Raw genomic sequence first — 24,686 nt, 5'->3', positions numbered from 1 at the left:
TCCGTACCGTCATCCCCCGCTTCCGAGCGCCTCCGCCCAAGACGGCTCCCCGCAGCACAGCGCCCCCCAACCCCCGAACGCCGCAGCATCGCCCGACGCGTCCTGGAGCCGGGAGGGCGCGGGCGGGCCGCTGCTGCGGATGCCCCGTCGGCCGGGTCCGAGGGTCGGCGCGGGCCCTCGGGGGAGGCCGGCGGTGGTCCTCTTCGATCTCGACGGGACCCTCATCGAGGACGTGCCCCACAACACCGACCCCGAGCGGGTGCGGGCGCGCCCGCACGCGGGGGAGGCGCTGGAGCTGCTCAGGTCGGCCGGTGTGCCGGCAGGGGTGGTGACCAACCAGCCCGACCTGGGACGCGGTGTGCGCTCCAGGCGCCAACTCGACGCCGTACAGGGGCGGGTGGAGGAGCTGCTCGGGCCCTTCGCGGTGACGGTCCTCTGCCCGCACCCGCCCGAGGCGGGCTGCGCCTGCCGCAAGCCCGAGCCCGGGCTGGTCCTCGCGGCGTGCCGCGTCCTCGGGGTGCGGCCGGAGGAGAGCGTCGTGATCGGCGACATCGGGACCGACATGGCCGCGGCCGACCGTGCCGGAGCCACCGGGGTGCTCGTACCCGACGCGGCCACCCGCCCGCAGGAGGTACGTGCGGCGCCGCGGACCGCGCCCGACCTCGCCACGGCGGTCCGCACGGCGGTCCTGACGCCGGGACGGTACGGAGGCCCGTCGTGACGCGGCCGCACACGCTCGTGGTCCGGCTCGACAGCGCCGGCGACGTCCTCCTCGCCGGGCCCGCGCTGCGGATGGCGGCGGCCGGATCGCGGCGCGTGACGCTTCTTGCCGGGCCGTCGGGTGCGGGCGCGGCGCGGCTGCTGCCGGGCGTGGACGAGGTGATGGTCCACGAGGCGCCGTGGGTCGCGCGGGACGCGCCGCCCGTGGACCCCGCCGAGTGCGCTGCCCTCGTCGACGGCCTCGCCCGGCGGCGGATCGACCGGGCGCTCGTCCTCACCTCTTACCACCAGAGCCCGCTGCCGACGGCGCTGCTGCTGAAGATGGCCGGAGTGGCATGGGTCGCCGCCGACAGCGAGGACTACCCGGGCTCGCTCCTCGACCTGCGGCACCGCCGCGCACCCGGCCGGCACGAGGCGGAGGCCGCCATGGACCTGGCGGCCGACTCCGGCTTCGCGCTGCCGGAGGGCGACGGCGGAGGTCTGGCGACCGCACCGCCGCCGGAGACCGTCCAACTGACAGGCACCGACCCGTACATCGTCGTCCACCCCGGTGCGTCGGCGCCGGCCCGGGCGTGGAGCGAGCAGCGGGCGGCGCGTGCGGTGGCGGCGCTCGCTGCCGCCGGCCACCGCGTCGTCGTCACCGGTGACCGCCGGGAGAAAAGGCTGACGTCGGCCGTCGCCGGGAGCCACGCGCTCGACCTGGGCGGCAGGACGGGGCTCCGCGAACTCGCCGGCGTACTCGCGCGGGCCGACGCGGTACTCGTCGGCAACACCGGGCCCGCGCATCTGGCGGCGGCGGTGGGCACGCCGGTGGTGTGCCTGTTCGCGCCCGTCGTGCCGGCCGAGCGCTGGGCGCCCTTCGGGGTGCCGCACGTGCTCCTGGGCGATCAGGAGGCGCCGTGCGCGGGGAGCCGCGCGGTCTCCTGCCCGGTGGACGGCCACCCGTGCCTCGACTCCGTCGAGGACGCCGACGTCCTGGCCGCCTTCGACCTGCTGACGGCGTCGCACCCGCGGAGGACGAGCACCGGCACGAGCTTGGAGGCCCGCACATGAGAGTCCTGCTCTGGCACGTGCACGGCTCCTGGACGACGGCGTTCGTGCAGGGCCCGCACACCTACCTGGTCCCGGTGCTGCCCGACCGCGGCCCCGACGGGCTCGGCAGGGCCCGCACCTTCGCCTGGCCCGACTCCGTACGGGAGGCCACACCCGAGGAGTTGGCCACCGAGGACGTGGACGTCGTCGTCCTCCAGCGGCCCCACGAGGCGGAGCTCGCCGCCCGCTGGCTGGGCGGCCGCCGCCCGGGACGCGAGGTTCCCGCGGTCTATCTCGAGCACAACGCTCCCGACGGCGCCGTGCCCGACACCCGGCACCCGTGCGCCGACCGGGACGACCTCACGCTCGTCCACGTCACCCACTTCAACCGTCTCTTCTGGGACAACGGCACCACCCGCACGACGGTCATCGAGCACGGCGTCGTCGACCCGGGCCACCGGTGGACGGGCGAGGTCGAGCGGGCCGCGGTGGTCGTCAACGACCCGGTACGGCGCGGTCGGCACGTCGGAACCGACCTGCTGCCCGCGCTGAGCGAGGCGGCGCCGCTCGACGTCTTCGGGATGCGCACCGACGGGCTCGCCGCGCACCTGGGGCTGCCGCCCGAACGCTGCCGAAGTCAGGACCTGCCGCAGGAAGGGCTCCACGCGGAGCTCGCGCGACGCCGCTGCTACGTGCACCCGGTGCGATGGACCTCGTTGGGGCTCTCGCTGCTGGAGGCGATGCACCTCGGCATGCCCGTCGTCGCGCTCGCCACCACCGAGGCGGTCGAGGCCGTACCGCCGGGGGCGGGCGTGCTCTCCACCCGTCCCGAGGTGCTCGCCGAGGCGGCCCGCCACTACCTCGACGAGCCCGAGGCCGCGGCCGAGGACGGTGCAAGGGCGCGGCGTGCCGCGCTCGGGCGCTACGGCCTCAAGACCTTCCTGCACCGCTGGGACCAGCTTCTCGAAGAGGTGACCCGCCGATGACCACCGCGAAGGAGAAGCCGTTGCGCATCGCACTCGTCTCGGAGCACGCCAGCCCGCTCGCCGCCCTCGGCGGCGCCGACGCGGGCGGCCAGAACGTGCACGTGGCGCGGCTCGCCGAGACGCTCGCCGACCACGGGCACCGGGTCACCGTCTACACCCGGCGGGACTCCCCGCAACTGTCGGAGCGGACGCCGCTGCGGCACGGCGTCGACGTCCACCACGTGCCGGCAGGCCCGCCGAGGGCGGTCCCCAAGGACGAACTGCTGCCCTGCATGGGCATGTTCGCCGCTTGCCTCTCGGCGCAGTGGGCGGCGGAGCGACCCGACGTGGTCCACTCGCACTTCTGGATGTCCGGGTTGGCGACCCTCCAGGCGGCGCAGGAGCGGGGGCTCCCGTTCCTGCACACCTACCACGCGCTCGGCACCGTCAAGAAGCGTCACCAGGGCGAGGCCGACACCAGCCCGGGGGAGCGCATCCCGTGCGAGACGGCGATCGGGACCGCCTGCGACCGGATCGTCGCCACCTGCCGCGACGAGGTCGAGGAGCTGGCGGCGATGCTGGTGCCGTCCGACCGGATCTCCGTCGTGCCCTGCGGCGTCGATCCGCAGGTCTTCAGTCCGGAAGGGCCGCAGTGGCGGCGGCCGGGCCGACGGCCGCTGCTCGTCCAGGTCGGGCGGCTCGTGCCGCGGAAGGGCGCCGCCCTCTCGGTGGCGGCGCTCGCCCGTGTCCCCGGCGCCGAACTCGTCGTCGCCGGGGGCCCGTCGGGTGCGGAGCTCGAAGCCGACGCCGAGGTGCAGCGGCTGCGGCGGCTGGCGAGCGAGTACGGCGTCGCGGACCGGGTGCACCTCACGGGCGGGCTGCCGCGCGAGGACGTGCCGCCGTTGCTGCGCGCGGCCGACGCGGTGCTGTGCCCGGCGGAGTACGAGCCGTTCGGGATCGTCCCGCTGGAGGCGATGAGCTGCGGGACGCCTGTGGTGGCGACCGCGGTCGGCGGGCAGCGCGACACCGTCGTGCACGGCGACACCGGGCTGCTCGTGCCGCCCGACGACGCCGACGCGCTCGCCGAAGCCGTCCGGACGCTGCTGGCGATGCCCGACAGGGGCCGGCGGTTCGGCGTCGCGGGACGGCGCCGGGTGCTGGCCAAGTACTGCTGGGCGCGCGTGGTCGCGCAGACGGAAGAGCACTACCGGCAGGTGCTGGCCGCGCGCGCCCCTGCGCTGAGCTCCGCGGCGGCACCTGCCTCGCCGTGAGTCCCGAGACCCCGCAGACCGCGAGGAGAAGGAGGGAGGCCGTCGGCCGCATCCGGCGCTTCGGCCGTTGCCATGCTTCCACTCGACGCCGCACACGCACACTGCCTGGCCGTCGAAGAGGCCGTCGGCCTCTTCCGCCGGGAGCACGCCGCCCGGGCCGCCGACTGGGGTGAGCGGCTGGCGGTCGCGCTCCACAGGGGCGGCCGGCTCCTGGCCGCCGGCAACGGCGGCAGCGCCGCACAGGCCCAACACCTGACGGCGGAGCTCGTCGGCCGCTACCAGGCCGAGCGCGCACCGTACTCCGCCGTCTCGCTCCACGCGGACACCTCGGCGGTGACGGCGATCGGCAACGACTACGGCTTCGACGACGTCTACGCGCGGCAGGTCACGGCGCACGGCCGCACAGGCGACGTCCTCGTCCTGCTCTCGACCTCCGGCCGCAGCGGCAACCTGCTGCGCGCCGCGGCGGCGGGGAGGGAGGCCGGGCTGCGGGTGTGGGCGTTGACGGGTCCCGTCCCCAACCCGTTGGCGCTGGAGGCCGAGGACGTCCTCAGTGTCACCGCCGCGACGACGGCCACCGTGCAGGAGGTGCACCTCATCGCGGTCCACCTGCTGTGCGAAGCCTTCGACACCGCGCTGGAAAAGCTCGCCGGCAGGCTGGAGGAGACCTCGCCCGCCGAGTCCGCGGGGATCGCTTCCGAGCCCGCGGCCGAGGGCGAGGCCCCTCGGCTGATGCGCACGGCGAACGGCCGTTGGGCGCCGGAGAGATGACGGAGGCTCCCGTACCGGGACCGAGCGGAGGACGTGCCATGCCCAGGAACCGCCAACTCGTCGTGGTCGGCGACACGTTGCTCGACACGGACGTGGAGGGCCACGCGCACCGCCTCGCGCCGGACGCGCCCGCGCCCGTCCTCGACGTGACGGGCGAGCACCACAGGCCCGGCGGGGCGGGGCTCGCCGCGGTACTGGCCGCCGCGGTGCCGCACGAGGGTCCCGAGGTCCCGCAGATCGTGCTCATCACCGCGCTGGGGCAGGGCCGCTCCGACGCCCTCGTACGGGAGTTGCTGGCCCCGCGCGTACGGCTGATCGAGCTGCCGCTGCGCGGGACCGTGCCGGAGAAGACCAGACTGTGCGCCGAAGGGCGGCCGCTCCTGCGGCTCGACCGCGGCGGCGGCACCGTCGGCCCGATGACCGACGAGGCGCGAGCGGCGCTCGCCGGGGCGCAGACCATCCTCGTCTCCGACTACGGGCGCGGTGTCGCCGCCAGGCTCCGCGCCGAACTCGCCGTCCTCGCCGGGCACACGCAGCTCGTGTGGGACCCGCACCCCAAGGGCGAGCCACCGGTGCCGGGCGCCAGGCTGGTGACGCCCAACGCCGAGGAGGCGCGCGCACTGTGCGCCGAGGACTCCGCAGAGCAGGGCGCTGCCGAGGAGGACACCCGCCGGCTAGACGAGGACGGGCCGTACGGGCACGGGCTGCGCGGCGTCGCCCTGGCCTCGCGGTGGCGCTGCATGGGGGTGGCTGTGACGCTCGGCAGCCAAGGGGCGGTGCTCGCCCGGCCGACGGACGAGACGCCGCTGTACTTCCCGGCGCTCCAGGAGGCGGGTGGGGACCCCTGCGGAGCCGGGGACTGCTTCGCGGCCACGGCCGCGTGGGCGCTGGCGGGCGGGGCGCTGCCGGAGGAGGCCGTACAGGAGGCGGTCGTCCGTTCCGGCGCGTTCGTCGCGGGCGGCGGGGTACGCGACCGCACCCAGTGGGACGGTGCCGCGGCGTCCGCGGCGTCGGGTCTGCGGCTCACGCCGCCGACCGCACGGGGGACCGACGCGCGGGAGCTCGCCGCCGAAGTGCGGGCGCGCGGCGGGACGGTGGTCGCGACGGGCGGCTGCTTCGATCTGCTCCACGCGGGCCACGTCGGCATGTTGCAGAACGCCCGCCGCACCGGCGACTGCCTCATCGTCTGCCTCAACTCCGACCATTCGGTGCGCCGCCTCAAGGGCGAGGGCCGCCCGCTCACGCCACAGGCCGACCGGGTCTCGGTGCTCGCCGGGCTCGACTGCGTGGACGCCATCGCCGTCTTCGACGAGAGCACCCCGAGCGACCTGCTCCGCGAACTGCGCCCGCACGTCTGGGTGAAGGGCGGCGACTACGGCACCGAGCGGCTCCCGGAGGCGGACACCCTGGAGGAGTGGGGCGGCCGGGTGCTGCTCCTGCCCTACCTGGACGGCCGCTCGACGACCGCTCTGGCGCGCCGCGCCGCAGGGGAGCCCACGGGCGAGCCGCCGTCATGACGGGCGAGGGCGCCGGGGGCGGCCCGCGCGTGCTGGCGCTGCGGGCGCTCGGCCTCGGCGATCTGCTCACCGCCGTCCCGGCGCTGCGGGCGCTGCGCCGGGCCCTTCCCGGCCACCAACTCGTCCTCGCCGCACCGCAGTCGCTCGAAGAGGCGGTGCGTACGACCGAGGCTGCGGACGTGCTGCTCCCGACGGGCGGCGCCGGCCGGGAGGTGCCGGAGGAGGTGCCGTGGCCCTGGCCCGAACCGCCGCGACTCGCCCTCGACCTGCACGGCAACGGACCACCCAGCAGGGACCTCCTCGCCCGTCTCGCCCCCGGACGCCTCTTCGCCTACGCCGAGGCGTCCGGACCCTCCTGGCGGCCGGACGAGCACGAACGCGCCCGCTGGTGCCGCCTGTTGACCTGGTACGGCATCCCCGCGGACCCCGCGGACCTGCTGCTGCCCCGCCCGGGCGCGGCCTCGCCCGCGCCCGGCGCCGTCGTCGTGCACCCCGGCGCCGACGCGGGGGCGCGGCGCTGGCCCGCCGACCGGTTCGCCTCCGTGGCGCGGGAGTTGAGCGACCGGGGCGCCGAGGTCGTCGTCACGCACGGTGCGCGGGAGGGGGCGCTCGCACACGGGGTCGCCGAGCGGGCCGGACTGCCTCGCGGCGCGGTGCTCGGCGGTCCCGAGGGGTTGCCCTTCGGGACGCTCGCGACGCTGGTGGCCGAGGCGCGCGCGGTCGTCGTCGGCGACACGGGGCTGGCCCACCTCGCCTCGGCCCTGGCCACACCCTCGGTCGTCCTCTTCGGGCCCGTCTCGCCCGCGGTGTGGGGACCGCCTCCGCACGACAGGCACCGCCCGCTGTGGCGCCCCGGCCCGCTGGACGGCGCGGCCCCCGGCGACCCGCACGGTCCGCTGCCCGACCCGCGGCTGCTCCGGCTCGCTCCCCACGAGGTCGTGGAGGCCGTCGAGGCCCTGCCGCGCCCGCGGCCCGTCCACTTCCCCGGGCCCGCGTCGTGAGCGTCCGGGCGCTGCTCACCGGCTGGTTCAGCTTCCTCGAGGGGGAGGCGACGGCGGGGGACGTGCTCGCGCTGCGCCGTGTCGAGGAGGTGATGCGGGAGCGGCGAGTGCCCTACGACGTCGTGTGGAGTCCAGGGTTCCGTCCGGGCGCGCTGTCCTTCCGTGACGTCGAACCCGGGCGCTACGGCCTGCTGTTGTTCGTCTGCGGGCCCCTGCACGGACCGCAGGTCGCCGGGCTCCACGAGGAGTACGCGCACTGCCGCCGCCTCGCCGTCGGCGTCTCGGTCATCGACCCCGGGGACCCGGCCGTACGCGGCTTCCACGAGGTGATCGCGCGGGACGGCCCGGACGTCGCCCCTTTGGCCGACCTCTCCGCAGGCACCCGGCCGCCGCGCACGCTGCCGCCCGTCGTCGGGGTCGTCCTCACCGGCGGACAGCAGGAGTACGGGGGTCGCCGCCGCCACGAGGGGACGGCCGAGCGGGTAACCGGCTGGCTCGCCCGACAGGACTGCGCACGGCTGCCGTTGGAGACGCGGCTGGACGACCGCGACTGGCGCCTGTGCCGCACCCCCGAGCAGTGGGACGCCGTGCTCTCCCGGCTCGACCTGGTGGTCACCGACCGTCTCCACGGCCTCGTGCTCGCGCTGCGCTCCGGCGTCCCGGCACTCGCCGTCGACCCGGTGGCGGGGGGCGCGAAGGTCAGCGCGCAGGCGCAGGCGATGCGTTGGCCCGCCCTCGTCCACGCCGAGCAGATGGACGACGCCACCCTTGCGTACTGGTGGGAGTGGGTCCGCACCGAGGGCCCTGCACGTGCCGCGGCCCACGCCGCCTCCCCGCCGCCGGACCTCGTCGCCGCGGCGCTGCGGTCCACGCTCTTCGCGTGAGGGCCTTGACGTGGTGTGACGCGCAGGCGGGGCGTGAGCGCACGTCGCGCCCCCCAACGCGGCCGATCGGGCGAGGAGTTCGGCCGGGCCCGCGTTTCACAGCCGCCGGGTGGCGAGCGTCAGCCGGTCCCTCGCGTCGAGGAGCGCGGCCTGGATCGTCTGCTCGTGCGCGGAGGTGAGGCGGGCGACCGGGACGGAGCAGCTGATCGCGTCGCGCGCCGGCGTGCGGTAGGGGACGGCGACGCCGAAGCAGCGCAGTCCGAGGGTGTTCTCCTCGCGGTCGACGGCGAAGCCGCGCGCGCGTATCGCGTGCAGTTCCTCGACGAGCTTTTCGCGGTCGGTGTGGGTGTGCTCGGTGAGCTGCGGAAGCTCCGCCGGCAGCAGGGCCCGCACCTCGTCGTCGCTGTGGGTGGCGAGGAGCGCCTTGCCGAGCGAGGTGGAGTGCGCGGGGAGGCGGCGGCCGACGCGGGTGAACGGGCGGAGGTAGTGCTGCGACTGGCGGGTGGCGAGGTAGACGACGTTGGTGCCGTCGAGCCTGGCGAGGTGGATCGTCTCGGTCGTGTCGTCGGAGAGGCGGTCCAGGGTGGGGCGGGCGGCGGCCACCACCTCGTCGCCGTCGATGTAGGAGGTGCCGACGAGGAGGGCGCGCACCCCGATGCCGTAGCGGGTACCGGTGAGGTCGGTCTCCACCCAGCCGAGGTCGACGAGCGTGCGCAGCAGCATGTAGAGGCTCGACTTCGGATACCCGACGGCCTCCTGGACGGCCGCGAGCGAGTGCATCCCCGGCCGCCCGGCGAAGTACTCCAGCAACTCCACCGTCCGCACGGCCGACTTGACCTGCGAACCACCCGTCCCGTCTGCCGCCATCGACCTTGACCCCCTTGTTCGCACGGCCATACAGTCCCCGCATATTCACTTACCGGGATGGTGTTCAGCATATCGAACGAGAGGGCTGGACCCCCAACCGCCCGTCAGGAGGCTTTCGTTGACAGTTCCAGTGTGGAGCGTCGACCCCAGGACCGGAAACCGGCGCGAGCAGGTGACCGAGGAGGCCACGGCCGCCGACGTCGACGCCGCGGTGCAGGCGGCGCACCGCGCGGGCGACAGCCTCGCCGACCGTGCGGGGCGCGCCGCCTTCCTGCGCGCGGCCTCGGCCGAACTCCTCGACGCACAGGGCGAGATCGTGCCCGTCGCCGACGCCGAGACCGCTCTCGGCACCGCCCGCCTCGACGGCGAGATGGCCCGCACCGCCGCGCAACTGCGCGCGTTCGCCGACGAGTTGGACGACGGCGCCTACTTGGGCGCCACCGTCGACCACGCCGACCCGCAGCGCATCCCGCCGCTCCCCGACCTGCGCCGCGTCAAGATGCCGCTCGGAGTCGTCGCCGTCTACGCCGCCTCCAACTTCCCGCTCGCCTTCTCCGTCCCGGGAGGCGACACGGCGAGCGCTCTTGCGGCGGGCTGCCCCGTCGTCGTCAAGGCCCACCCCGACCACCCCGCCACCTCCCAACTCTGCGCCGCAGCCCTGCGGCGAGCGGCCGCCTCCGTCGGGTTGCCGGCCGAGGTGCTCACCGTGGTCCACGGCTTCGACGCCGGAATCGCCCTGGTGGAGCACCCGTTGGTCGCAGCGGCCGGCTTCACGGGTTCCGTGCGCGGCGGCCGCGCCCTTTTCGACGCCGCGGCGGCCCGCCCGCGTCCGATCCCGTTCCACGGCGAACTCGGCTCGCTCAACCCGGTCGTCGTCACCGAGCAGGCGGCGGACGAGCGCCCCGACGAGATCGGCGCCGGGCTCGCGGGTTCGGTCACCCAGGGCACGGGCCAGTTCTGCGTGAAGCCGGGGCTCGTCCTCGTCCCCGAAGGCGCAGCGGGCGACGGCCTGTTGGCCTCGCTCGGTGAGGCGCTGGCCGCTGCACCGGCCGGGCCGCTCCTCGACGCGCGGATGCGGGAGGCGTTCCTCGCAGGCGTGCGCCGCCGCGCCGGACTCGAAGGCGTGGAGGCGCCGGTCGCCGCGGGCGAGGGCGCGGCGGAGAACACGGTGGCCGCCGGGTTCCTCACCGTGCCGGCCCGCCGGCTGGCCGAACCGGGCCCGCACGAGCTGCTGTTGGAGGAGTGCTTCGGCCCCGTCACCGTCGTCGCGCGGTACCGGGACGCGGAGGAGGCCGGCGCCGTGCTCGCGGTGCTCCCGGGCAACCTGACAGCCACGGTGCACGTGGGCGCCGAAGAAGCGGGCGAGGAGAAGGGGAGGGGCGCCGAGCTGCTCGCCCGACTCGCCCCGCTCGCCGGCCGGTTGGTCGTCGACGGCTGGCCGACCGGCGTCGCCGTCGCCCCCGCGCAGCACCACGGCGGCCCCTACCCGGCCACCACGTCGACGTCGACCTCGGTCGGTGCCACGGCGATCGAGCGCTGGCTGCGCCCGGTGGCGTACCAGAACACCCCCGAGCCGCTCCTCCCGCCCGAGCTGCGCGACGGCAACCCGCTCGGGCTGCCCCGCCGCGTCGACGGTCGCAGGGAGGGCTGAGCCGTACGCACGAACGTGGGGCGGGACCGTCATGCGGTCCCGCCCCACATCCCCTGGGCTCAGCCCGTCACTTCACCGGGGTGAAGTCACGCGCCCCGATGAACTCGGGGCGTCGGACCGGGGCCGCGAAGGGCTCGACGGCGGTGTTCTCGACGCTGTTGAAGACGATGAAGACGTTGCTCCGCGAGTACGGAGTGATGTTGTCACCGCTTCCGTGCATGCAGTTGCAGTCGAACCAGGTCGCCGAACCGGGCTTGCCCGTGAACAGCTTGATCCCGTGCGCCTCGGCGAACTTGGTGAGCGCCTCGTCGGACGGGGTCCCGGCGTCCTGCATCTGCAGCGACTTCTTGTAGTTGTCGCGCGGGGTCTCGCCCGCGCAGCCGAGGAAGGTCTTGTGCGACCCCGGCATGATCATCAAACCGCCGTTGGTGTCGTAGTTCTCGGTCAGCGCGATGGAGACCGAGACGGTCCGCATGTTCGGCAGTCCGTCCTCCGCGTGCCAGGTCTCGAAGTCCGAGTGCCAGTAGAAACCCGATGCGCCGAAGCCGGGCTTGAGGTTGATCCTGGACTGGTGGACGTAGACGTCCGAACCCAGGATCTGCCGCGCCCGGTCCAGCACGCGCGGGTCGCGCACCAGTTTCGCGAAGACCTCGCTGATCTTGTGCACCTCGAACACCGACCGGATCTCGTCCGACTTCGGCTCGACGATCGAGCGCTCGTCGGCCCGGATCTCCGGGTCAGAGGTGAGCCGTCCCAGTTCCCTGCCGCACTCAGCAACCTCATCGGGTGTGAGGAGCTGGTCGACGGCGAGGAACCCGTCCCGCTCGAAGCCCGCCAGGTCCGAAGCCTCGATGGGCCCGGACGTACCCGGCTCGGACCACACGACGGGGTCCATCCGCGGCGTCGCCACCTCGGTGGCGCCACGAGTCGGGTACAGGTCGGCGGTGCGCTCGGGTGCGGTGGTCATGAATGTGCCTTCCTCTCCTCTCGTACGGCCCTGTCACATGGGCGGTGCGGCCGGCCGGCCTCGAACTGCGGTCAGCCCTCGTCCGGCTCGGTGAGCAGCGGGTAGACGCCGTTCTCGTCGTGGTCCTCCCGGCCCGTCACGGGCGGGTTGAAGACGCAGATGCACCGGAAGTCGGTCTTCGGGCGCATCGTGTGCTTCTCGTGCCCGTTCAGGAGGTACATCGTTCCGGGGGTGATCCAGTGCTTCTCACCGGTCTCTCGGTTGGTGAGTTCGGCCTCGCCCTCCACGCAGAGTACGGCCTCGATGTGGTTTGCGTACCACATATCCGTCTCTGTACCCGCGTAAAGGATTGTTTCGTGGAGCGAGAAGCCGACCTTCTCCTTGGCGAGGACGATCCGCTTGCTCTCCCACGTGCCTGAGGCCGACTTGATGTGGCGGTCGGTGCCCTCGATGTCCTTGAACGAACGAACGATCACGGTGTGCTGGTGCCTCTCTCTCGGTGTCCGGCCCGGGCGGGCCGGTTCTCCTCTCCCGTCGCGGCGCCGGGGCGGCGTGCGCGGGTGCCCTCTCAAGGGGGCGGCCCGCCCCGGGTGGTACCGGGACGGGCCGGTGGCGACCGTCACCGCGGGCCTGATGCTCGCGCGGGGACGGCGCGTCGGGGGAACCGCGGTGCTACGCGGCTTCGCGGACGGAGCGCGCGAGGATGCGCAGGCCCTCGTCGAGCTCCTCCGGGGCGATGGTGAGCGCGGGGAGCAGCTTGATCACCTCGCTCTGCGGGCCGGAGGTCTCGATGAGCAGCCCGTGCTCGAAGGCACGCTTCGCGACGCGGTCGGCGCGGGCCTTCTCCTCGAACTCCAGCCCCCACACGAGGCCGCGGCCGCGGAAGTCCGCGATCTCGCCCGGGTGCTCGTCGGCGATCGCCTTGAGCGCGGCCTCGACCTGCTCGCCCCGGCTGATGGTCTGCTTCTCCATCTGGCCGTCGGTCCAGTACGTCTCCAGCGCGGCGGTCGCGGTGACGAACGCCGGGTTGTTGCCGCGGAAGGTGCCGTTGTGCTCACCGGGCTCCCAGACGTCGAGCTCCGGCTTCAAGAGGGTGAGCGCCAGCGGCAGCCCGTAACCGCCGATCGACTTCGACAGGGTGACGATGTCCGGCTTGATGCCCGCCTCCTCGAAGGAGAAGAAGGCGCCGGTGCGGCCGCAGCCCATCTGGATGTCGTCGAGGATGAGCAGCATGTCGTGCCGGGTGCACAGGTCGGAGAGGGCCCGGAGCCACTCTGTGCGCGCCACGTTGATGCCGCCCTCGCCCTGCACGCTCTCGACGATCACGGCGGCCGGCTTGTTGAGCCCCGAGCCCTGGTCCTCCAGGAGGCGCTCGAACCAGAGGAAGTCGTCGACCTTGCCGTCGAGGTAGTCGTCGAACGGCATCGGGGTGCCGTGGACGAGCGGGATGCCGGCGCCCGCCCGCTTGAAGGCGTTGCCGGTGACGGCGAGGGAGCCGAGCGACATCCCGTGGAAGGCGTTGGTGAAGGAGACGATCGACTCGCGCCCCTTGACCTTCCGGGCGAGCTTCAGCGCCGCCTCGACGGCGTTGGTGCCGGTCGGCCCGGGGAACATGACCTTGTACGGCAGGTCGCGCGGCTCGAGGATCGTCGACTTGAACGTCTCGAGGAACGCCCGCTTGGCGCTCGTCGACATGTCGAGGCCGTGCACGACGCCGTCCCGCTCCAGGTAGTCGAGGAGCGCGCGTTTGAGCACGGGGTTGTTGTGGCCGTAGTTGAGGGTTCCGGCGCCGGCGAAGAAGTCGAGGTAGGCGTGCCCGTCCTCGTCGTACATGTGGGACGCCTGCGCGCGGTCGAAGACGGTGGGCCAGCCACGGCAGTAGCTGCGCACCTCCGACTCCACGGTCTCGAAGACGCTGAGGTCAGGCTGGGTGATGGTCACGGCTTGCTCCAGGGAGTGGGTCGTGTGCGAGGAGTGTGATCGGGGCTTTTGGGGCGCATCGGCGGTGGACGGTGCGCGGTCGGGGCAGGGCAGCGGTCGGGCGCGCGCCTGCGGCGGTGGTCAGCGCCGTTCGTCGGCGAGCGCCACCGGGCCTATCCGGTACAGCACTTCGGGCTCGTGGCCCTCCTCGGGGAACGCCTCCGCTTCGAAGAGGACCTCCTTGGCGACGGGCGCGCCGTGGCGCTCCGCGTAGGAGGTGAACAGCCGGTTCGAGGGGATGTTGTCGGGGGTGACCGTGGTCTCGATCCCGGCCGTGCCGAGCTCGCGGGCGGTGCGCGCCGAGAGCCCGTCGAGCATCGCCGCCGCCAGTCCGCGTCCGCGCGCCGCCTCGTCGACGGCTACCTGCCAGACGAGGAGCGTCTCCGGGTGGTCGGGACGTATGTAACCGGTGATGAAGCCGACCGGGGTGCCTGCCTCGTCGCGGGCGACCACGGAGGTGGCCGCGTAGTCCCTGCACCACAGCAGGTAGCTGTACGAGGAGTTCAGGTCGAGCGTCCCCGAGTCCCTGGCGATACGCCAGATCGCGGCTCCGTCGGCCACGCGGGGAGCGTCCAGCTTCAGTCCCTCCGGCATTTCCCGGAAATCGCTGCGGGCACGTGCATCTTCTGCTTGTGCGGCGGTCATGCGGATTTAATTTACCTAGCAGAATCTCAAACTGCACGGGCGTGCGGGGTTACGTGTCCCGGGGGTCTTGTGTTATCGCGCGGGGGCGCGCAGGCGCGCAGACCCCCGCGCTGATCACCGCCCATGTCCGGATTCGCCTGGGCAAAAAGGGCGCGTTGTGGAATGTGTCACACCGCGGTAACCGATGTGAGAGGCGTCCGAATTACCGGCTAACGGCCCCTGAAATCATGGCGTTTGAGGTGGGCGAAAGCGGGCAGAAGAAAACGGGAACCTGTGCTCTGAAAGCCTGCCGCCGAATGCACTCTATTGTATGGGGTGCGGTGAGGACAGAGTTTTCCCGAATAAGTTGACTGCGGTTCACCGGGGCGTCTTCCCGCCTTCTCCGGACCCTTGGGGCATGCGCCTCTCCTCGGCCTTCAACTCGTCGAGCCTTACGAGCAGTTCGGCCGGCTCCGCACGGCGGGTGCAGTCCGTGTCGACGAAGGACCAACGGACGGTGCCGTTGCGGTCGAGGAGGTACGTCGCCGGGATCGACGGTGTGCGCGGATGGCCGCCGTTGACGCGCACCAGATCGAAGCCGAGCTGCTCGTACGCGACTCGTCGGGTATCTGCGGGGAGACGGCGACGAGTTGGGCCCCTCGTTCGGTGAACCGCGGCAGGTGCTTCCGGAGTGCGCGGAACGCGACGTTGCAGAAAGGGCACCAGGCGCCCGGTAGAAGGTCACGATCAACGGGCCCCGGGTCAGCAGCAGTTGCGACTCCGCGCACGGTGCCGTGCCCGAGGACCTGCACACCTCCGTCGACGCCGCGCTGGCGGCCGACTAGGCCCGCGCTGTTCCGTACCGTGTACCCAGCCGCGCACCGCTGCTCGTAGGGTGCCCCCATGGTTGAGAGCGGAACGCTGCACATCACGGGGCGGGTGCTCGTCGGCCCCGAGGACGTACGGGACGAACTCTGGGTCGTCGACGGGCGGATCACCTTCGAGCGGCCGGGGACGGCGGCCGGTGCGCAGACGCGGCTGCACGGTTGGGTGCTGCCCGGGCTCGTCGACGCGCACTGCCACGTCGGCCTCGACGCGCACGGCGCGGTACCGGAGCAGCAGAGCGAGGACCAGGCGCTCACCGACCGCGGCGCCGGCGCCCTGCTGCTCCGCGACGCCGGCTCGCCCGCCGACACCCGCTGGATCGACGACCGCGACGACCTCCCCAGGATCATCCGCGCCGGCCGCCACATCGCCCGCACCAGGCGCTACGTCCGCAACTACGCGCACGAGATCGAGCCGGGCGACCTCGCCGCCTACGTCCGGAACGAGGCCAAGCGCGGCGACGGCTGGGTGAAGATCGTCGGTGACTGGATCGACCGGGAGGAGGGCGATCTGAGCGCGTGCTGGCCGCGCTGGGCGATCGAGGAGGCGATCAACGCGGCGCACGAGGAGGGCGCGAGGGTCACCGCGCACTGCTTCGCCGAGGACTCGCTCCGCGACCTCGTCGAGGCCGGGATCGACTGCATCGAGCACGCCACAGGGCTCACCGAGGACACGATCCCGCTCTTCGCCGAACGGGGCACCGCCATCGTCCCCACGCTCGTCAACATCGCCACCTTCCCCGGGCTCGCCGACGGCGGCGAGGCCAAGTACCCGCGCTGGTCCGCGCACATGCGCCGGCTCCACGCGCGCAGGTACGAGACGGTCCGGGCGGCGCGGGACGCGGGAATCTCCGTCTACGCGGGGACGGACGCCGGCGGTTCGCTCGCGCACGGCCTCGTCGGCGAGGAGGTCGCCGAACTCGTCAGGGCCGGCATCCCCGCCACCGAGGCGCTCTCCGCCGCCGCCTGGGGCGCGCGGTCCTGGCTGGGGCGGCCGGGGATCGAGGAGGGAGCCTCGGCCGACCTCGTCGTCTACCCGGAGGACCCGCGGGCCGACGTACGGGTGTTGACGGCGCCCGAGCACGTGGTACTGCGCGGGGTGGTGCGTTAGCGGAGGCCGTATCCTTGGGCGGGTCACCGACTCCAGGGGGCCGCATCATGACCGAGCGCAAACCGCCGGGGATCAGCTTCGAGTCCTGGGCCGACCGTCAGATCAGGGAGGCCGAGCAGCGCGGCGAGTTCGACGACCTGCCCGGCAAGGGCAAGCCGCTGCGCAGCCTCGACCAGCCGTACGACGAGTACTGGTGGCTCCGTGAGAAGGCCGAGCGCGAGAGCCTCAGCTATCTGCCGCCCGCCCTCGTCCTGCGCAAGGAGGCCGAGCAGGTGCGCGAGCAGGCGGTGACGGCGCGCAGCGAGGCCGAGGTGCGGGCGAGCGTGCGCGAGGTGAACGAGAAGATCAGGGCCGCGATCCGGAACCCGCCGGAGGGCCCGCCGCTGAACGTCGCTCCGCTCGACGAGGAGCGGCTCGTCGCCGTCTGGCGGGAGCGCCGCCCCTCGGCGTGAGCGTCAGTAGGCGATCCGCCCCTTGTGGAACTGGCCGTCGAAGACGACCTGGAACCGCGCGCCGTTGCGTACGTTGCTCGCGATCACCTTCCACTTGGCGCCGACGCGGACCTTGCGTGCGCAGTCCGGACCCGGGTGGAAGCGGACGCAGACCTTCGTGGCGCCGCCCGAGGCAATGCGCAGGTTGATGTCCTTGCACCGGGACGACGCGCGGTACGTGCCGCGGGGGTGGGGGATGAAGCTGTCGGCCTTCGTGTTGTAGGAGACGGCGTGCGAGAGGCAGGCCGATGCCGCCCGGTGCCGGACGGGCGAGGTCTGTTCCGCGGTCGCGTGCGCGGGGGCGACGAGGACGGAGAGCGCGGCCAGCGCCGCGGCGGCGCAGAGGGCGAGGGGGCGAGCGGGCATCGGGGTCCCTTCCCGGGAGGGGCGGTGCGTGCGGGAGCGTCGACAGGGTCTCAACTCGCCACCGTCCCGGGCGTGGTGGACATGCCGGGTGTCGCCCGCTCGGCGGTCCTGGTCAGAGCCGACCGGCTGCCATGTCGAAGAGCCGCCGCAGCACGGCGCCCTCGCTGACCCGCAGGCCGTCGTGGTCCCACGTGTCGGTGACCCAGGGCCGCACGCCGGGGAAGGCCGCCGCGGTGGCGAGGGACGCGTCGCGGTCCACGTACATGTCGTCGTCGTAGACGGCGGCGAGGACCGGCACGTCGTTGCGGGCGAGGCGGTCGGGGGCGTAGAGGTCGGGCCAGTCGGTGCGTTCGGCGAGGAGGTGCGCCGTCTCGTCGAGGGGGCGCAGGGATGGGTCGGTGGTGAACATCCAGGGGTAGATCATCTCGCCCGTGAGGAGGACGGGGAGGCCGTCCGCCACGGACCTCGCCGCGTCGAACTCGGGGAACTCGGCGCGTACCCGCTGGGCCGCCCAGCGGGTGCCGCGGGGTGTGACCGACCGCTGGGCGTATATCGCCTCGTGGAGCGCGGCGAAGAGCGGGTCGCCGGCGAAGGAGACGGCGGAGCGGACCTGCTCCAGGAACGCCTCGGAGAGCACGTGGCCCGAACTCCCCCTGGTCCAGGCGTCTTCCAGCAGGTAGTGGAGGCGGTGCGAGCCGGTCGTCTCGCCGAGCATCTTCCCGAGGAACTGGAACCTGGCGGCGGTGAGCGGGCTGCCGTCCGGGAGGCGTACGTCGGTCTCGAGGAGGTGTGCCGCGATCCGCCGCACGGTCGCGGCGTCCTGCGGGTAGCGCGCGTAGTGCGCCGTGACCTTGCGGGCCACGCGCGGGTAGGCGGCGCGGTAGACGTCGTCCGCCGAGGTGTGCAGGCCGGGGAGGCCGCCGGTGACGAACGCCTCGCGGAGGCCCTCTGGCGCCTGCGAGAGGTAGGTGAGGGCGCAGAAGCCGCCGAAGCTCTGGCCGAGCAGGGACCAGCGGACGTCCTCGCCGAGCAGCTCGCGGCGGATCGCCTCGGCGTCGCGGACGATCGCGTCGGCGCGGAAGTGGGCCAGGTACGCCGCCTGCTGCTCAGGGGTGCCGCGGAGCGGGAGCGTGGTCGCGTCGGCGGGGGTGGAGCGGCCGGTGCCGCGCTGGTCGAGGAGGAGCACGCGGTAGTGCTCCAGGGCGACTCGGAGCCAGTGCTCCGCGCCGACGGGGCGGGGCGCGCGGTTGCCCGGGCCGCCCTGGAGGAAGAGCAGCCAGGGGAGTCGCTCGTCCTCGCGTCCTGCGGCGACGACCTCCCGCGCGTACACCTCGATCCGCTCGCCCGAGGGCTGCTCGTGGTCGAGGGGGAGGCTGAAGCGGTGGTCGGTGAGGACGGTCCCCGGGTGGTGCAGTACGGGCAAGGCGGCTCTCCTCGTGTGTGTGGGGCGGGTCAACGCCCGTGTTCGCTCGGGCAGTTGAGTACCGCGGCGAGCGCCGACGTGAACGCGTCGCTCGTCGCGCGGTCCCGGACGGCGACGCGGAACCACTCGGGGCCGAGTCCGGGGAAGGTGTCGCCCCTGCGTACGGCGAAACCGCGTCGTCGGAGGGCCTCCCGCAACCGCGGTGCGCACGGGTGCCGCAGGAGGAGGAAGGGGCCTTGCGGCTGGGGCGTCGCCGTCTCCAGTCCGGGCAACTCCCGCATCCGCGCGAGGAGATGGGCACGCCGCTCGCCGAACTCCGCGGCGGCGGACTCCGCTTCGGCGAGTGCCGCCGGTTCGCTGCACGCCTCGGCCGCAGCCAGCGCGGGCGCGGAGACGGGCCACAACGGCTGCTGGTGCGCGAGGAGTCGGGCCGTCTCCGGATCGGTGAGGACGTAGCCGACGCGCAGGCCCGCGAGCCCCCACGTCTTGGTGAGGCTGCGCAGGACGAGCAGCCTGCCGGGCAGGTGGCCCAACTGCGGTACGAGGGAGTGGCGTTCGTCCGGCACGGCGTCGACGAACGCCTCGTCGACGACGAGCGAGCGGCCAGGTCGCGCAAGCCGGGCGAGGTGTTCGGCCGGATGGAGGACGCTCGTCGGGTTGGTCGGGTTGCCGACGACGACGAGATCGGCGTCCTCGGGGACGGCCGCCGGGTCGAGGCGGAAGCCGTCCGCGGCGTCGAGCAGGTGGCGCGCGACGCGGTGTCCTGCGTCCCGCAGCGCCGCTTCCGGTTCCGTGAACTGCGGGTGCACCACGAGCGGCCGGGACGCCGGCAGCGCCCGCGCGAGCAGGACGAACGCCTCGGCGGCGCCTGCTGTGAGCAGCACCTGCTCCGGCCGCACCCGGTGCCGCTCGGCGACCGCGGTGCGCGCCGCTGTGGGGTCCGGGTAGGCGGCGAGGTCGTCGAGCGAGGCGGCGAGGCGGGCGCGGAGCCACGGCGGTGGGGTGCCGGTGCGCACGTTGACGGCGAGGTCGGTGAGCCCGGAGCCGCGGACCTCGGCGTCGCCGTGATGGCGCAGGTCGGGTGCGGGCTGCTCCGGTGCGGGGCGCGGCCTCGGGTCAGTCGGTGCGGACACGGCGCTCTCCTGTGGCTGCTGCGGCGACCGCGGCGGTCGCCCGTGCGGGGTGCGCCGCCGACCTGGTCTTCGGCACCAGCAGCCGGGCGGCGCCCACAGCACCGTACGGCGCCACGGCTCCGAGCAGGGCAGCGGCCTCCGCCACCGAGGCCGTGCCGAAGGCGGCCCGGGCGGTCGCCGACACCGCCACACCCGGCACGGCGGCCAACTCCGCGGCGCCGTACGCCCGCAGCGGCACCCCGAGCGCCCGCGCGGCGGCCAGCAGCCCCGGCTCGCCCTCCTTGCCCTCGACGGTCGCGAGGGCGCACGGCTCCACCGCACCGGCCAGCGCGAGCACGTGGTGCACGAGCGCCAGCACCTCGTCTCCCGCGACGTCGCGGCATCCCCCGACGCCGATGGTGACGGGTACGGGGGGCGGGGGAGAGGCGGTTTCGTGGGTCGTCATAGGCGGGGCGTCGTGGCCCGATGGCTCGTCGGGCAAGCTCGCGTGTACGCAGGTGTGTTGAGCCGCACGTGTTCGGTGCGGGCGCGTCGGCTGGGCGTCGTACACGGCGGGCGGTGCGGGAACGGGGCTCTCGCGACGAGGACGCGGGCCGCCCGAAGACGCCCGGGAACCGCGGAGTCGGGACGAGGGTCCCCGGTGGCCTTCCGACGCGTCGGAGGGGCGGTAGGCGTCGACAGCGCCCAGCGAGAGGTGAGCCGGGCCTGTGCCCTACCCGGGTACGGGCACGTAGGCCGCAGGGCGGCGCCAGGTCCCCGGCCGGTGCACGCGGCGGCTGCCACCGCCCGAGTCCCGCCGTACGCCGACCGGTCGAGCGGTGAGCCCGCGACGCGCGTCGCACGGCGCCGTCCGTCGCCCGCCGCGGTCGCGCCCGTCACCGGCACTGCGCCACCAGCCGCGTGGGCAGCTCGGGTGCCGAAGCCCAGTGCAGGTGGAGGTAGGAGGCGTGGACGCGGCCATGGACGAAGCCCTCCGTGCGGCCATCGAACCGCCAGGCGGGCGAGGCGCCCGCGGCGGGGGCGAGCGAGGTGCGGTGAAACTCGTGCCCTCGGACGGTCGTACCCGCGGTGGTGAGCACGCTCGTCGTCGCGGCGGTGGCTTCGCGGTAGCCGAGGGTGAGCCGTTCGCCCATGTGCCCTGTGGCGTCCAGGACGCCGCACATCTCGCGTCCGTCCAACTCCCTCGTGAGGTAGAGGAGTCCGGCGCACTCGGCCACGACGGGCCCGCGGAAGCCGGCGATGGCGGCGCGCAGCGGCTTGTTCTCGGCGAGTTCGGCCGCGTACACCTCGGGGAACCCGCCTCCGACGACGAGCGCGTCCGCCTCCGCCGGCAGTCGCTCGTCGTGGAGCGGGTCGAAGACGGCGATCTCCGCACCGGCGGCGCGCAGCAGTTCGGGGTGCTCGGCGTACCCGAAGGTGAATGCCGGGCCACCGGCCACGGCGACGACCGGACGCCCCCTGGTCCGTCGCACGCCGCCGGCGGCAGCCGGGGGCGTACCGTCCGCGCGCGGCTCGGCGCCGCCCGCCTGTCGGCTCTGCGTGCCGACCGCCTCGGCCGGGTCCCACGCCTCGGCGTCGAGAGCGGGCGCGCTGCGCGCGAGCGCCAGCAGCGCCGGCAGGTCGCACCCCTCGCGGACCTGCGCGGCGAGCGCGTCCACCGCCTCCACCGCCTCCCTCCGGCGCTCCGCCACCGGCACGAGCCCCAGGTGCCGGCTGGGCGCGTGCACGGCCTGCCGCCGGTGGAGGACACCGAGCACAGGCACGGGCGAGTCGGCCAACGCCTCCCGGAGCAGGGCCTCGTGGCGCGCCGAGCCGACCTTGTTGAGGATGACGCCGCCGAGCCGCACGCCGGGGTCCCAGCTCGCGAAGCCGTGGACCAGCGCGGCCACCGAGCGGGACTGCGAGGACGCATCGACGACGAGCACGACGGGCGCCCGCAGCTCCTTGGCGACCTGCGCCGTGGACGCGAGCTCGCCCCGTCGGGCCGCGCCGTCGTGGAGGCCCATCACCCCCTCCACGACGGCGAGTTCGGCCCCCGAGGCGCCGTGCGCGAAGAGCGGCGCGAGGCGCTCGGTGCCGCAGAGGAACGCGTCGAGGTTGCGCCCGGGGCGCCCGGTGGCGAGCGCGTGGTAGCCCGGGTCGATGTAGTCGGGGCCGACCTTGTGCGGCGAGACGGCGAGGCCGCGCTCCGCGAACGCGGCCATCAACCCCGTTGCCACGGTGGTCTTTCCGCTCCCCGAGGAAGGAGCCGCTACGACGAGCCGGGGCGTACCGCCCCCGCCCGCCCTCACCATTCGATGCCTCGCTGGCCCTTCTGGCCCGCGTCCATCGGGTGGCGCACCTTCGTCATCTCGGTGACGAGGTCGGCCGCCGCGCACAGCTCCTCGGGCGCGTTCCGGCCCGTGATCACGACGTGCTGGTGGCCGGGGCGCGTCCGCAGCACCTCGACGACCTCCGCCGCGTCGATCCAGCCCCAGTGCATCGGGTAGGCGAACTCGTCGAGCACGTACATCCGGTACGTCTCGGCCGCCAGGTCGCGCTTGACCTGCTCCCAGCCCTCCTTCGCCGCCTCCTCGCTCTCCAGCTCCCCGTCGCGCTGGAGCCAGGACCAGCCCTCGCCCATCTTGTGCCAGGCGACGCTGCCGCCCTCGCCGCTCTCGCCGAGCACCCGCAGTGCGCGCTCCTCGCCCACCCGCCACTTGGCGGACTTCACGAACTGGAACACCCCGACGGGCCACCCCTGGTTCCAGGCGCGCAGCGCCATCCCGAAGGCGGCGGTCGACTTCCCCTTGCCCGTGCCCGTATGGACGGCGAGGAGGGGACGGTTGCGGCGCTGCCGCGTGGTGAGGCCGTCGTCCGGGATCGTGTTCGGCTTGCCCTGCGGCATTACGCTGCCCTCCGGGTGCTGGTGGTCGCGGTGCGTACGAGCTCGGTCACGGTGTCCTCGCGCAACTCGTCGAGCGTGACGGCCTCCCCGCCGAGCGCGTGCGCCAACTCCCCGGCGAGACCGAGGCGTACGGGCCCCGCCTCGCAGTCGACGACGACGGAGGCGACGCCGTCGGCGGCGAGCAACCCGCCTGCCCTGCGGGCGCGTTCGACGGGTTCGGGCCCGCCGGTGGCCCGCCCGTCGGTGACGGCGACGAGCAGCGGGCGCCGCGACGGGTCCCGCATGCGCTCGACGCGCAGCACGTCGCGCGCGCGGAGCAGACCGGCGGCGAGCGGCGTGCGCCCGCCCGTCGGCAGCGACTCCAGACGGGCTGCCGCCGTGTCGACGGAGGAGGTCGGCGGCAGGGCCACCTCGGCGTCGGAGCCGCGGAAGGTGACCATGCCGACCTTGTCCCTCCGCTGGTACGCGTCGAGGAGCAGCGAGAGCACGGCGCCCTTCACGGCGCTCATCCGCTTCCGCGCCGCCATCGATCCCGACGCGTCGACGGCGAAGAGCACGAGGTTGCCCTCCCGCCCCTCGCGCACGGCCTCCCGCAGGTCGTCCCCGCGTACGAGGAGGCCCGGCCCCGAGCGCCCGCGTGCCTGCTGGTGAGGCGCGGCCGCGAGGACGGTGGCGCTCAAGTGGAGGCGACCCAGGGCGCCTCGGGGGCGGCGCGCACCCGTGGTGCGGCCGTGCGCCGTGCGGGCACGGGAGCGGCGGCCTGCCGCACCCTCGCCGAGGCCCGGGACCGTGAGCGTACGGGCGCGGAACGGGGCGGCGACGGGGGCCGGTTGCTGCTCGCCGCCGACGCCTGGCGTCGCGGGGGTGCCCTCGTCGGAGTGCTCTCCGTCCGCGGGCTCCGCTTCGGCCTCCGGCTGCTCGGCGGGCGCCTCCTGCTCCGGGGCCTCCTGGCGGGGCGCCGACTCGCTCTCGCCCGTGGGCTGTTGGGGGAGCTCGGGGGGTTCGGCCCCGGTGTCGTCCTGCGCAGCCTCCTCCTGCGGCGGCTCGGCGGGCGGCTCCGCGCCGCCGCCCGGGCCGTCGTCTTCGGGGCCGTCGTCGGGGGCTTCTGCGCCTGCCTCGTCGAGGACTTCGTCGAGCTTGTCCTCGTCGAGGCCCGGTGCGTCGAACGGGTTGCGACGGCGCCGGTGGGGGAGTGCGAGCAGGGCGGCCTGGCGGACGTCCTCGGCGGCGACGTCCGTCCTGCCCGCCCACGCGGCGAGCGCGGTCGCGGTACGCGCCATCACCAAGTCGGCGCGCATGCCGTCGACTTCGAAGGCCGCGCAGACGGCCGCGATCCGGTGGAGAGCGCCGTCCCCGAGCCGCACCTGCGGCAGCAGCTCACGTGCGAGTGCGATCCGTTCGCGCAACTCCTGCTCGCCCGCGCTCCATCGCGCGGCGAAACCTCCCGGGTCCTCGTCGTACGCGAGCCGCCTGCGCACCACCTCGACCCGCTCCGCCGTCTCCCGCGAGGCGCGCACCTCGACGGTGAGTCCGAACCTGTCGAGCAACTGCGGCCGCAGCTCGCCCTCTTCGGGGTTCATCGTGCCGACGAGGAGGAACTTCGCCTCGTGCCGCACCGACACCCCCTCGCGCTCGACGTGCGAGGCGCCCATCGCGGCGGCGTCCAGGAGGAGGTCGACGAGGTGGTCGTGGAGGAGGTTGACCTCGTCGACGTAGAGCACGCCCCGGTGCGCCTCGGCGAGCAGCCCCGGCTCGAACGCCTTCACCCCTTCGGCGAGGGCGCGCTCGATGTCGAGCGCGCCGACGAGCCGGTCCTCCGAGGCGCCGACGGGCAGTTCGACCATCCGCGCCGCCCGCTCCTCGGCCTCGGGCACCGTGTGCGGGCCGTCGGGGCACTGGGGGTCGGGTCGCTGCGGGTCGCAGGAGAACCGGCAGCCCGGCACCGTGCGCACGGGCGGCAGCAGGGCCGAAAGCGCCCGTACGGCCGTCGACTTGGCCGTCCCCTTCTCACCGCGGACGAGTACGCCGCCGACCGCGGGCGAGACCGCGTTGAGGACGAGCGCCAGGCGCAGGTCGTCCATGCCGACGAGTGCGGAGAACGGGTAGGCGCCGTGGGCGCTCCCCGGGGTGTCCATAGCTGA

General features: G+C 74.2%; 24 protein-coding genes and 1 pseudogene. 11 read left to right on the top strand and 14 right to left on the bottom strand.

Annotated features, from left to right (window positions below; genetic code table 11):
- Positions 1 to 193 precede the first annotated feature (193 nt).
- From F603_RS31850 to F603_RS0108370, 8 genes are all read left to right on the top strand, one after another.
- Positions 194 to 721 (top strand): D-glycero-alpha-D-manno-heptose-1,7-bisphosphate 7-phosphatase, encoded by a 528-nt coding sequence (locus tag F603_RS31850; protein WP_019545567.1) that lies wholly within the window; start codon positions 194 to 196, stop codon positions 719 to 721.
- On the top strand, positions 718 to 1,773 hold the full coding sequence (locus F603_RS0108400; protein WP_019545566.1) for a glycosyltransferase family 9 protein: 1,056 nt from the start codon (positions 718 to 720) through the stop codon (positions 1,771 to 1,773). The genes F603_RS31850 and F603_RS0108400 overlap by 4 nt, the downstream gene beginning before the upstream one ends.
- The gene (locus F603_RS0108395) at positions 1,770 to 2,738 is read left to right on the top strand and encodes a glycosyltransferase (RefSeq protein ID WP_019545565.1); all 969 of its coding nucleotides are present in this window, start codon (positions 1,770 to 1,772) and stop codon (positions 2,736 to 2,738) included. The genes F603_RS0108400 and F603_RS0108395 overlap by 4 nt, the downstream gene beginning before the upstream one ends.
- Positions 2,735 to 3,988: a glycosyltransferase gene (locus tag F603_RS0108390; RefSeq protein ID WP_019545564.1), complete on the top strand. Its 1,254-nt coding sequence runs from the start codon at positions 2,735 to 2,737 to the stop codon at positions 3,986 to 3,988. Before F603_RS0108395 ends, F603_RS0108390 begins: the two co-directional genes overlap by 4 nt.
- Before the next feature lie 72 nt (positions 3,989 to 4,060).
- Entirely contained in the window at positions 4,061 to 4,759 is a 699-nt protein-coding gene (locus F603_RS0108385; RefSeq protein ID WP_019545563.1) for a D-sedoheptulose-7-phosphate isomerase, read from the top strand.
- A gap of 38 nt (positions 4,760 to 4,797) precedes the next feature.
- Positions 4,798 to 6,276: a D-glycero-beta-D-manno-heptose 1-phosphate adenylyltransferase gene (gene rfaE2, locus F603_RS0108380; protein WP_019545562.1), complete on the top strand. Its 1,479-nt coding sequence runs from the start codon at positions 4,798 to 4,800 to the stop codon at positions 6,274 to 6,276.
- Entirely contained in the window at positions 6,273 to 7,277 is a 1,005-nt protein-coding gene (locus tag F603_RS0108375) for a glycosyltransferase family 9 protein (RefSeq protein ID WP_019545561.1), read from the top strand. The genes rfaE2 and F603_RS0108375 overlap by 4 nt, the downstream gene beginning before the upstream one ends.
- Positions 7,274 to 8,161, top strand: a complete 888-nt coding sequence (locus tag F603_RS0108370) for a polysaccharide pyruvyl transferase family protein (RefSeq protein ID WP_019545560.1) — start codon at positions 7,274 to 7,276, stop codon at positions 8,159 to 8,161. Before F603_RS0108375 ends, F603_RS0108370 begins: the two co-directional genes overlap by 4 nt.
- Positions 8,162 to 8,257: 96 nt before the next feature.
- Here F603_RS0108370 and F603_RS0108365 read toward each other — a convergent pair whose 3' ends face one another.
- Entirely contained in the window at positions 8,258 to 9,028 is a 771-nt protein-coding gene (locus tag F603_RS0108365; protein ID WP_019545559.1) for an IclR family transcriptional regulator, read from the bottom strand.
- Between the two features lie 130 nt (positions 9,029 to 9,158).
- Between F603_RS0108365 and F603_RS0108360 the strand changes: the two genes are divergently transcribed.
- The gene (locus tag F603_RS0108360; RefSeq protein WP_019545558.1) at positions 9,159 to 10,679 is read left to right on the top strand and encodes an aldehyde dehydrogenase (NADP(+)); all 1,521 of its coding nucleotides are present in this window, start codon (positions 9,159 to 9,161) and stop codon (positions 10,677 to 10,679) included.
- A 67-nt stretch (positions 10,680 to 10,746) separates the two neighbouring features.
- Here the strand turns inward: F603_RS0108360 and thpD are convergent, their stop codons facing one another.
- The 6 genes and pseudogenes from thpD to F603_RS36370 all read right to left on the bottom strand — a co-directional run.
- The gene (gene thpD / locus F603_RS0108355) at positions 10,747 to 11,646 is read right to left on the bottom strand and encodes an ectoine hydroxylase (protein WP_019545557.1); all 900 of its coding nucleotides are present in this window, start codon (positions 11,644 to 11,646) and stop codon (positions 10,747 to 10,749) included.
- 71 nt (positions 11,647 to 11,717) lie between these two features.
- Positions 11,718 to 12,122, bottom strand: a complete 405-nt coding sequence (locus tag F603_RS0108350; protein WP_019545556.1) for an ectoine synthase — start codon at positions 12,120 to 12,122, stop codon at positions 11,718 to 11,720.
- A 196-nt stretch (positions 12,123 to 12,318) separates the two neighbouring features.
- Positions 12,319 to 13,587: a diaminobutyrate--2-oxoglutarate transaminase gene (gene ectB, locus F603_RS0108345; protein WP_019545555.1), complete on the bottom strand. Its 1,269-nt coding sequence runs from the start codon at positions 13,585 to 13,587 to the stop codon at positions 12,319 to 12,321.
- A gap of 120 nt (positions 13,588 to 13,707) precedes the next feature.
- Positions 13,708 to 14,220, bottom strand: coding sequence for a diaminobutyrate acetyltransferase (gene ectA, locus F603_RS0108340; protein ID WP_019545554.1), 513 nt, complete (start codon positions 14,218 to 14,220; stop codon positions 13,708 to 13,710).
- Positions 14,221 to 14,628: 408 nt separating this feature from the next.
- Positions 14,629 to 14,838, bottom strand: coding sequence for a hypothetical protein (locus F603_RS36375; protein ID WP_019545553.1), 210 nt, complete (start codon positions 14,836 to 14,838; stop codon positions 14,629 to 14,631).
- An 80-nt stretch (positions 14,839 to 14,918) separates the two neighbouring features.
- Positions 14,919 to 15,155: pseudogene (locus F603_RS36370) on the bottom strand (hypothetical protein); the annotation flags it as partial.
- Here F603_RS36370 and F603_RS0108330 point away from each other — a divergent pair.
- Both F603_RS0108330 and F603_RS0108325 read left to right on the top strand, forming a co-directional pair.
- A complete protein-coding gene (locus F603_RS0108330) occupies positions 15,154 to 16,245 on the top strand; it encodes an amidohydrolase family protein (protein WP_019545552.1) in 1,092 nt (363 codons plus the stop codon). The pseudogene F603_RS36370 and the gene F603_RS0108330 overlap by 2 nt on opposite strands.
- Positions 16,246 to 16,292: 47 nt before the next feature.
- Positions 16,293 to 16,697 (top strand): DnaJ family domain-containing protein, encoded by a 405-nt coding sequence (locus F603_RS0108325; protein ID WP_019545551.1) that lies wholly within the window; start codon positions 16,293 to 16,295, stop codon positions 16,695 to 16,697.
- Between the two features lie 3 nt (positions 16,698 to 16,700).
- Here the strand turns inward: F603_RS0108325 and F603_RS0108320 are convergent, their stop codons facing one another.
- The 7 genes from F603_RS0108320 to F603_RS0108290 form a co-directional block, all read right to left on the bottom strand.
- Positions 16,701 to 17,102 (bottom strand): hypothetical protein, encoded by a 402-nt coding sequence (locus F603_RS0108320; RefSeq protein ID WP_019545550.1) that lies wholly within the window; start codon positions 17,100 to 17,102, stop codon positions 16,701 to 16,703.
- A gap of 112 nt (positions 17,103 to 17,214) precedes the next feature.
- Positions 17,215 to 18,525: an alpha/beta fold hydrolase gene (locus F603_RS0108315; protein WP_019545549.1), complete on the bottom strand. Its 1,311-nt coding sequence runs from the start codon at positions 18,523 to 18,525 to the stop codon at positions 17,215 to 17,217.
- A gap of 29 nt (positions 18,526 to 18,554) precedes the next feature.
- Complete coding sequence (cobC, locus tag F603_RS0108310; RefSeq protein ID WP_019545548.1) at positions 18,555 to 19,658, bottom strand: Rv2231c family histidinol phosphate aminotransferase CobC; 1,104 nt, start codon at positions 19,656 to 19,658, stop codon at positions 18,555 to 18,557.
- Entirely contained in the window at positions 19,642 to 20,103 is a 462-nt protein-coding gene (locus tag F603_RS0108305; RefSeq protein ID WP_019545547.1) for a cobalamin biosynthesis protein, read from the bottom strand. The genes cobC and F603_RS0108305 overlap by 17 nt, the downstream gene beginning before the upstream one ends.
- A 430-nt stretch (positions 20,104 to 20,533) precedes the next feature.
- On the bottom strand, positions 20,534 to 21,952 hold the full coding sequence (locus tag F603_RS0108300) for a cobyrinic acid a,c-diamide synthase CobB (RefSeq protein WP_026328241.1): 1,419 nt from the start codon (positions 21,950 to 21,952) through the stop codon (positions 20,534 to 20,536).
- Positions 21,946 to 22,545 (bottom strand): cob(I)yrinic acid a,c-diamide adenosyltransferase, encoded by a 600-nt coding sequence (gene cobO, locus F603_RS0108295; protein WP_019545545.1) that lies wholly within the window; start codon positions 22,543 to 22,545, stop codon positions 21,946 to 21,948. The genes F603_RS0108300 and cobO overlap by 7 nt, the downstream gene beginning before the upstream one ends.
- Complete coding sequence (locus F603_RS0108290; RefSeq protein ID WP_019545544.1) at positions 22,545 to 24,680, bottom strand: putative cobaltochelatase; 2,136 nt, start codon at positions 24,678 to 24,680, stop codon at positions 22,545 to 22,547. Before F603_RS0108290 ends, cobO begins: the two co-directional genes overlap by 1 nt.
- Between the last annotated feature and the right edge of the window lie 6 nt (positions 24,681 to 24,686).

This window comes from Streptomyces sulphureus DSM 40104, assembly GCF_000381025.1.
GTDB lineage: Bacteria > Actinomycetota > Actinomycetes > Streptomycetales > Streptomycetaceae > Streptomyces > Streptomyces sulphureus.
The sequence above is the reverse complement of the archived record's forward strand: the minus strand, read 5'-3'. Positions and strand labels throughout refer to the sequence as shown.

What these genes read in the sequence shown, in the direction of transcription:
- F603_RS0108305 (WP_019545547.1), bottom strand. Translation starts at nt 20,103, where the DNA reads ATGACGACCCACGAAACCGCCTCTCCCCCGCCCCCCGTACCCGTCACC.
- F603_RS0108395 (WP_019545565.1), top strand. Translation starts at nt 1,770, where the DNA reads ATGAGAGTCCTGCTCTGGCACGTGCACGGCTCCTGGACGACGGCGTTC.
- cobO (WP_019545545.1), bottom strand. Translation starts at nt 22,545, where the DNA reads ATGCCGCAGGGCAAGCCGAACACGATCCCGGACGACGGCCTCACCACG.
- F603_RS0108375 (WP_019545561.1), top strand. Translation starts at nt 6,273, where the DNA reads ATGACGGGCGAGGGCGCCGGGGGCGGCCCGCGCGTGCTGGCGCTGCGG.
- F603_RS0108385 (WP_019545563.1), top strand. Translation starts at nt 4,061, where the DNA reads ATGCTTCCACTCGACGCCGCACACGCACACTGCCTGGCCGTCGAAGAG.
- thpD (WP_019545557.1), bottom strand. Translation starts at nt 11,646, where the DNA reads ATGACCACCGCACCCGAGCGCACCGCCGACCTGTACCCGACTCGTGGC.
- F603_RS0108365 (WP_019545559.1), bottom strand. Translation starts at nt 9,028, where the DNA reads ATGGCGGCAGACGGGACGGGTGGTTCGCAGGTCAAGTCGGCCGTGCGG.
- rfaE2 (WP_019545562.1), top strand. Translation starts at nt 4,798, where the DNA reads ATGCCCAGGAACCGCCAACTCGTCGTGGTCGGCGACACGTTGCTCGAC.
- F603_RS0108390 (WP_019545564.1), top strand. Translation starts at nt 2,735, where the DNA reads ATGACCACCGCGAAGGAGAAGCCGTTGCGCATCGCACTCGTCTCGGAG.
- F603_RS0108300 (WP_026328241.1), bottom strand. Translation starts at nt 21,952, where the DNA reads ATGGTGAGGGCGGGCGGGGGCGGTACGCCCCGGCTCGTCGTAGCGGCT.
- F603_RS0108320 (WP_019545550.1), bottom strand. Translation starts at nt 17,102, where the DNA reads ATGCCCGCTCGCCCCCTCGCCCTCTGCGCCGCCGCGGCGCTGGCCGCG.
- F603_RS0108330 (WP_019545552.1), top strand. Translation starts at nt 15,154, where the DNA reads ATGGTTGAGAGCGGAACGCTGCACATCACGGGGCGGGTGCTCGTCGGC.
- ectA (WP_019545554.1), bottom strand. Translation starts at nt 14,220, where the DNA reads ATGCCGGAGGGACTGAAGCTGGACGCTCCCCGCGTGGCCGACGGAGCC.
- F603_RS0108290 (WP_019545544.1), bottom strand. Translation starts at nt 24,680, where the DNA reads ATGGACACCCCGGGGAGCGCCCACGGCGCCTACCCGTTCTCCGCACTC.
- F603_RS0108325 (WP_019545551.1), top strand. Translation starts at nt 16,293, where the DNA reads ATGACCGAGCGCAAACCGCCGGGGATCAGCTTCGAGTCCTGGGCCGAC.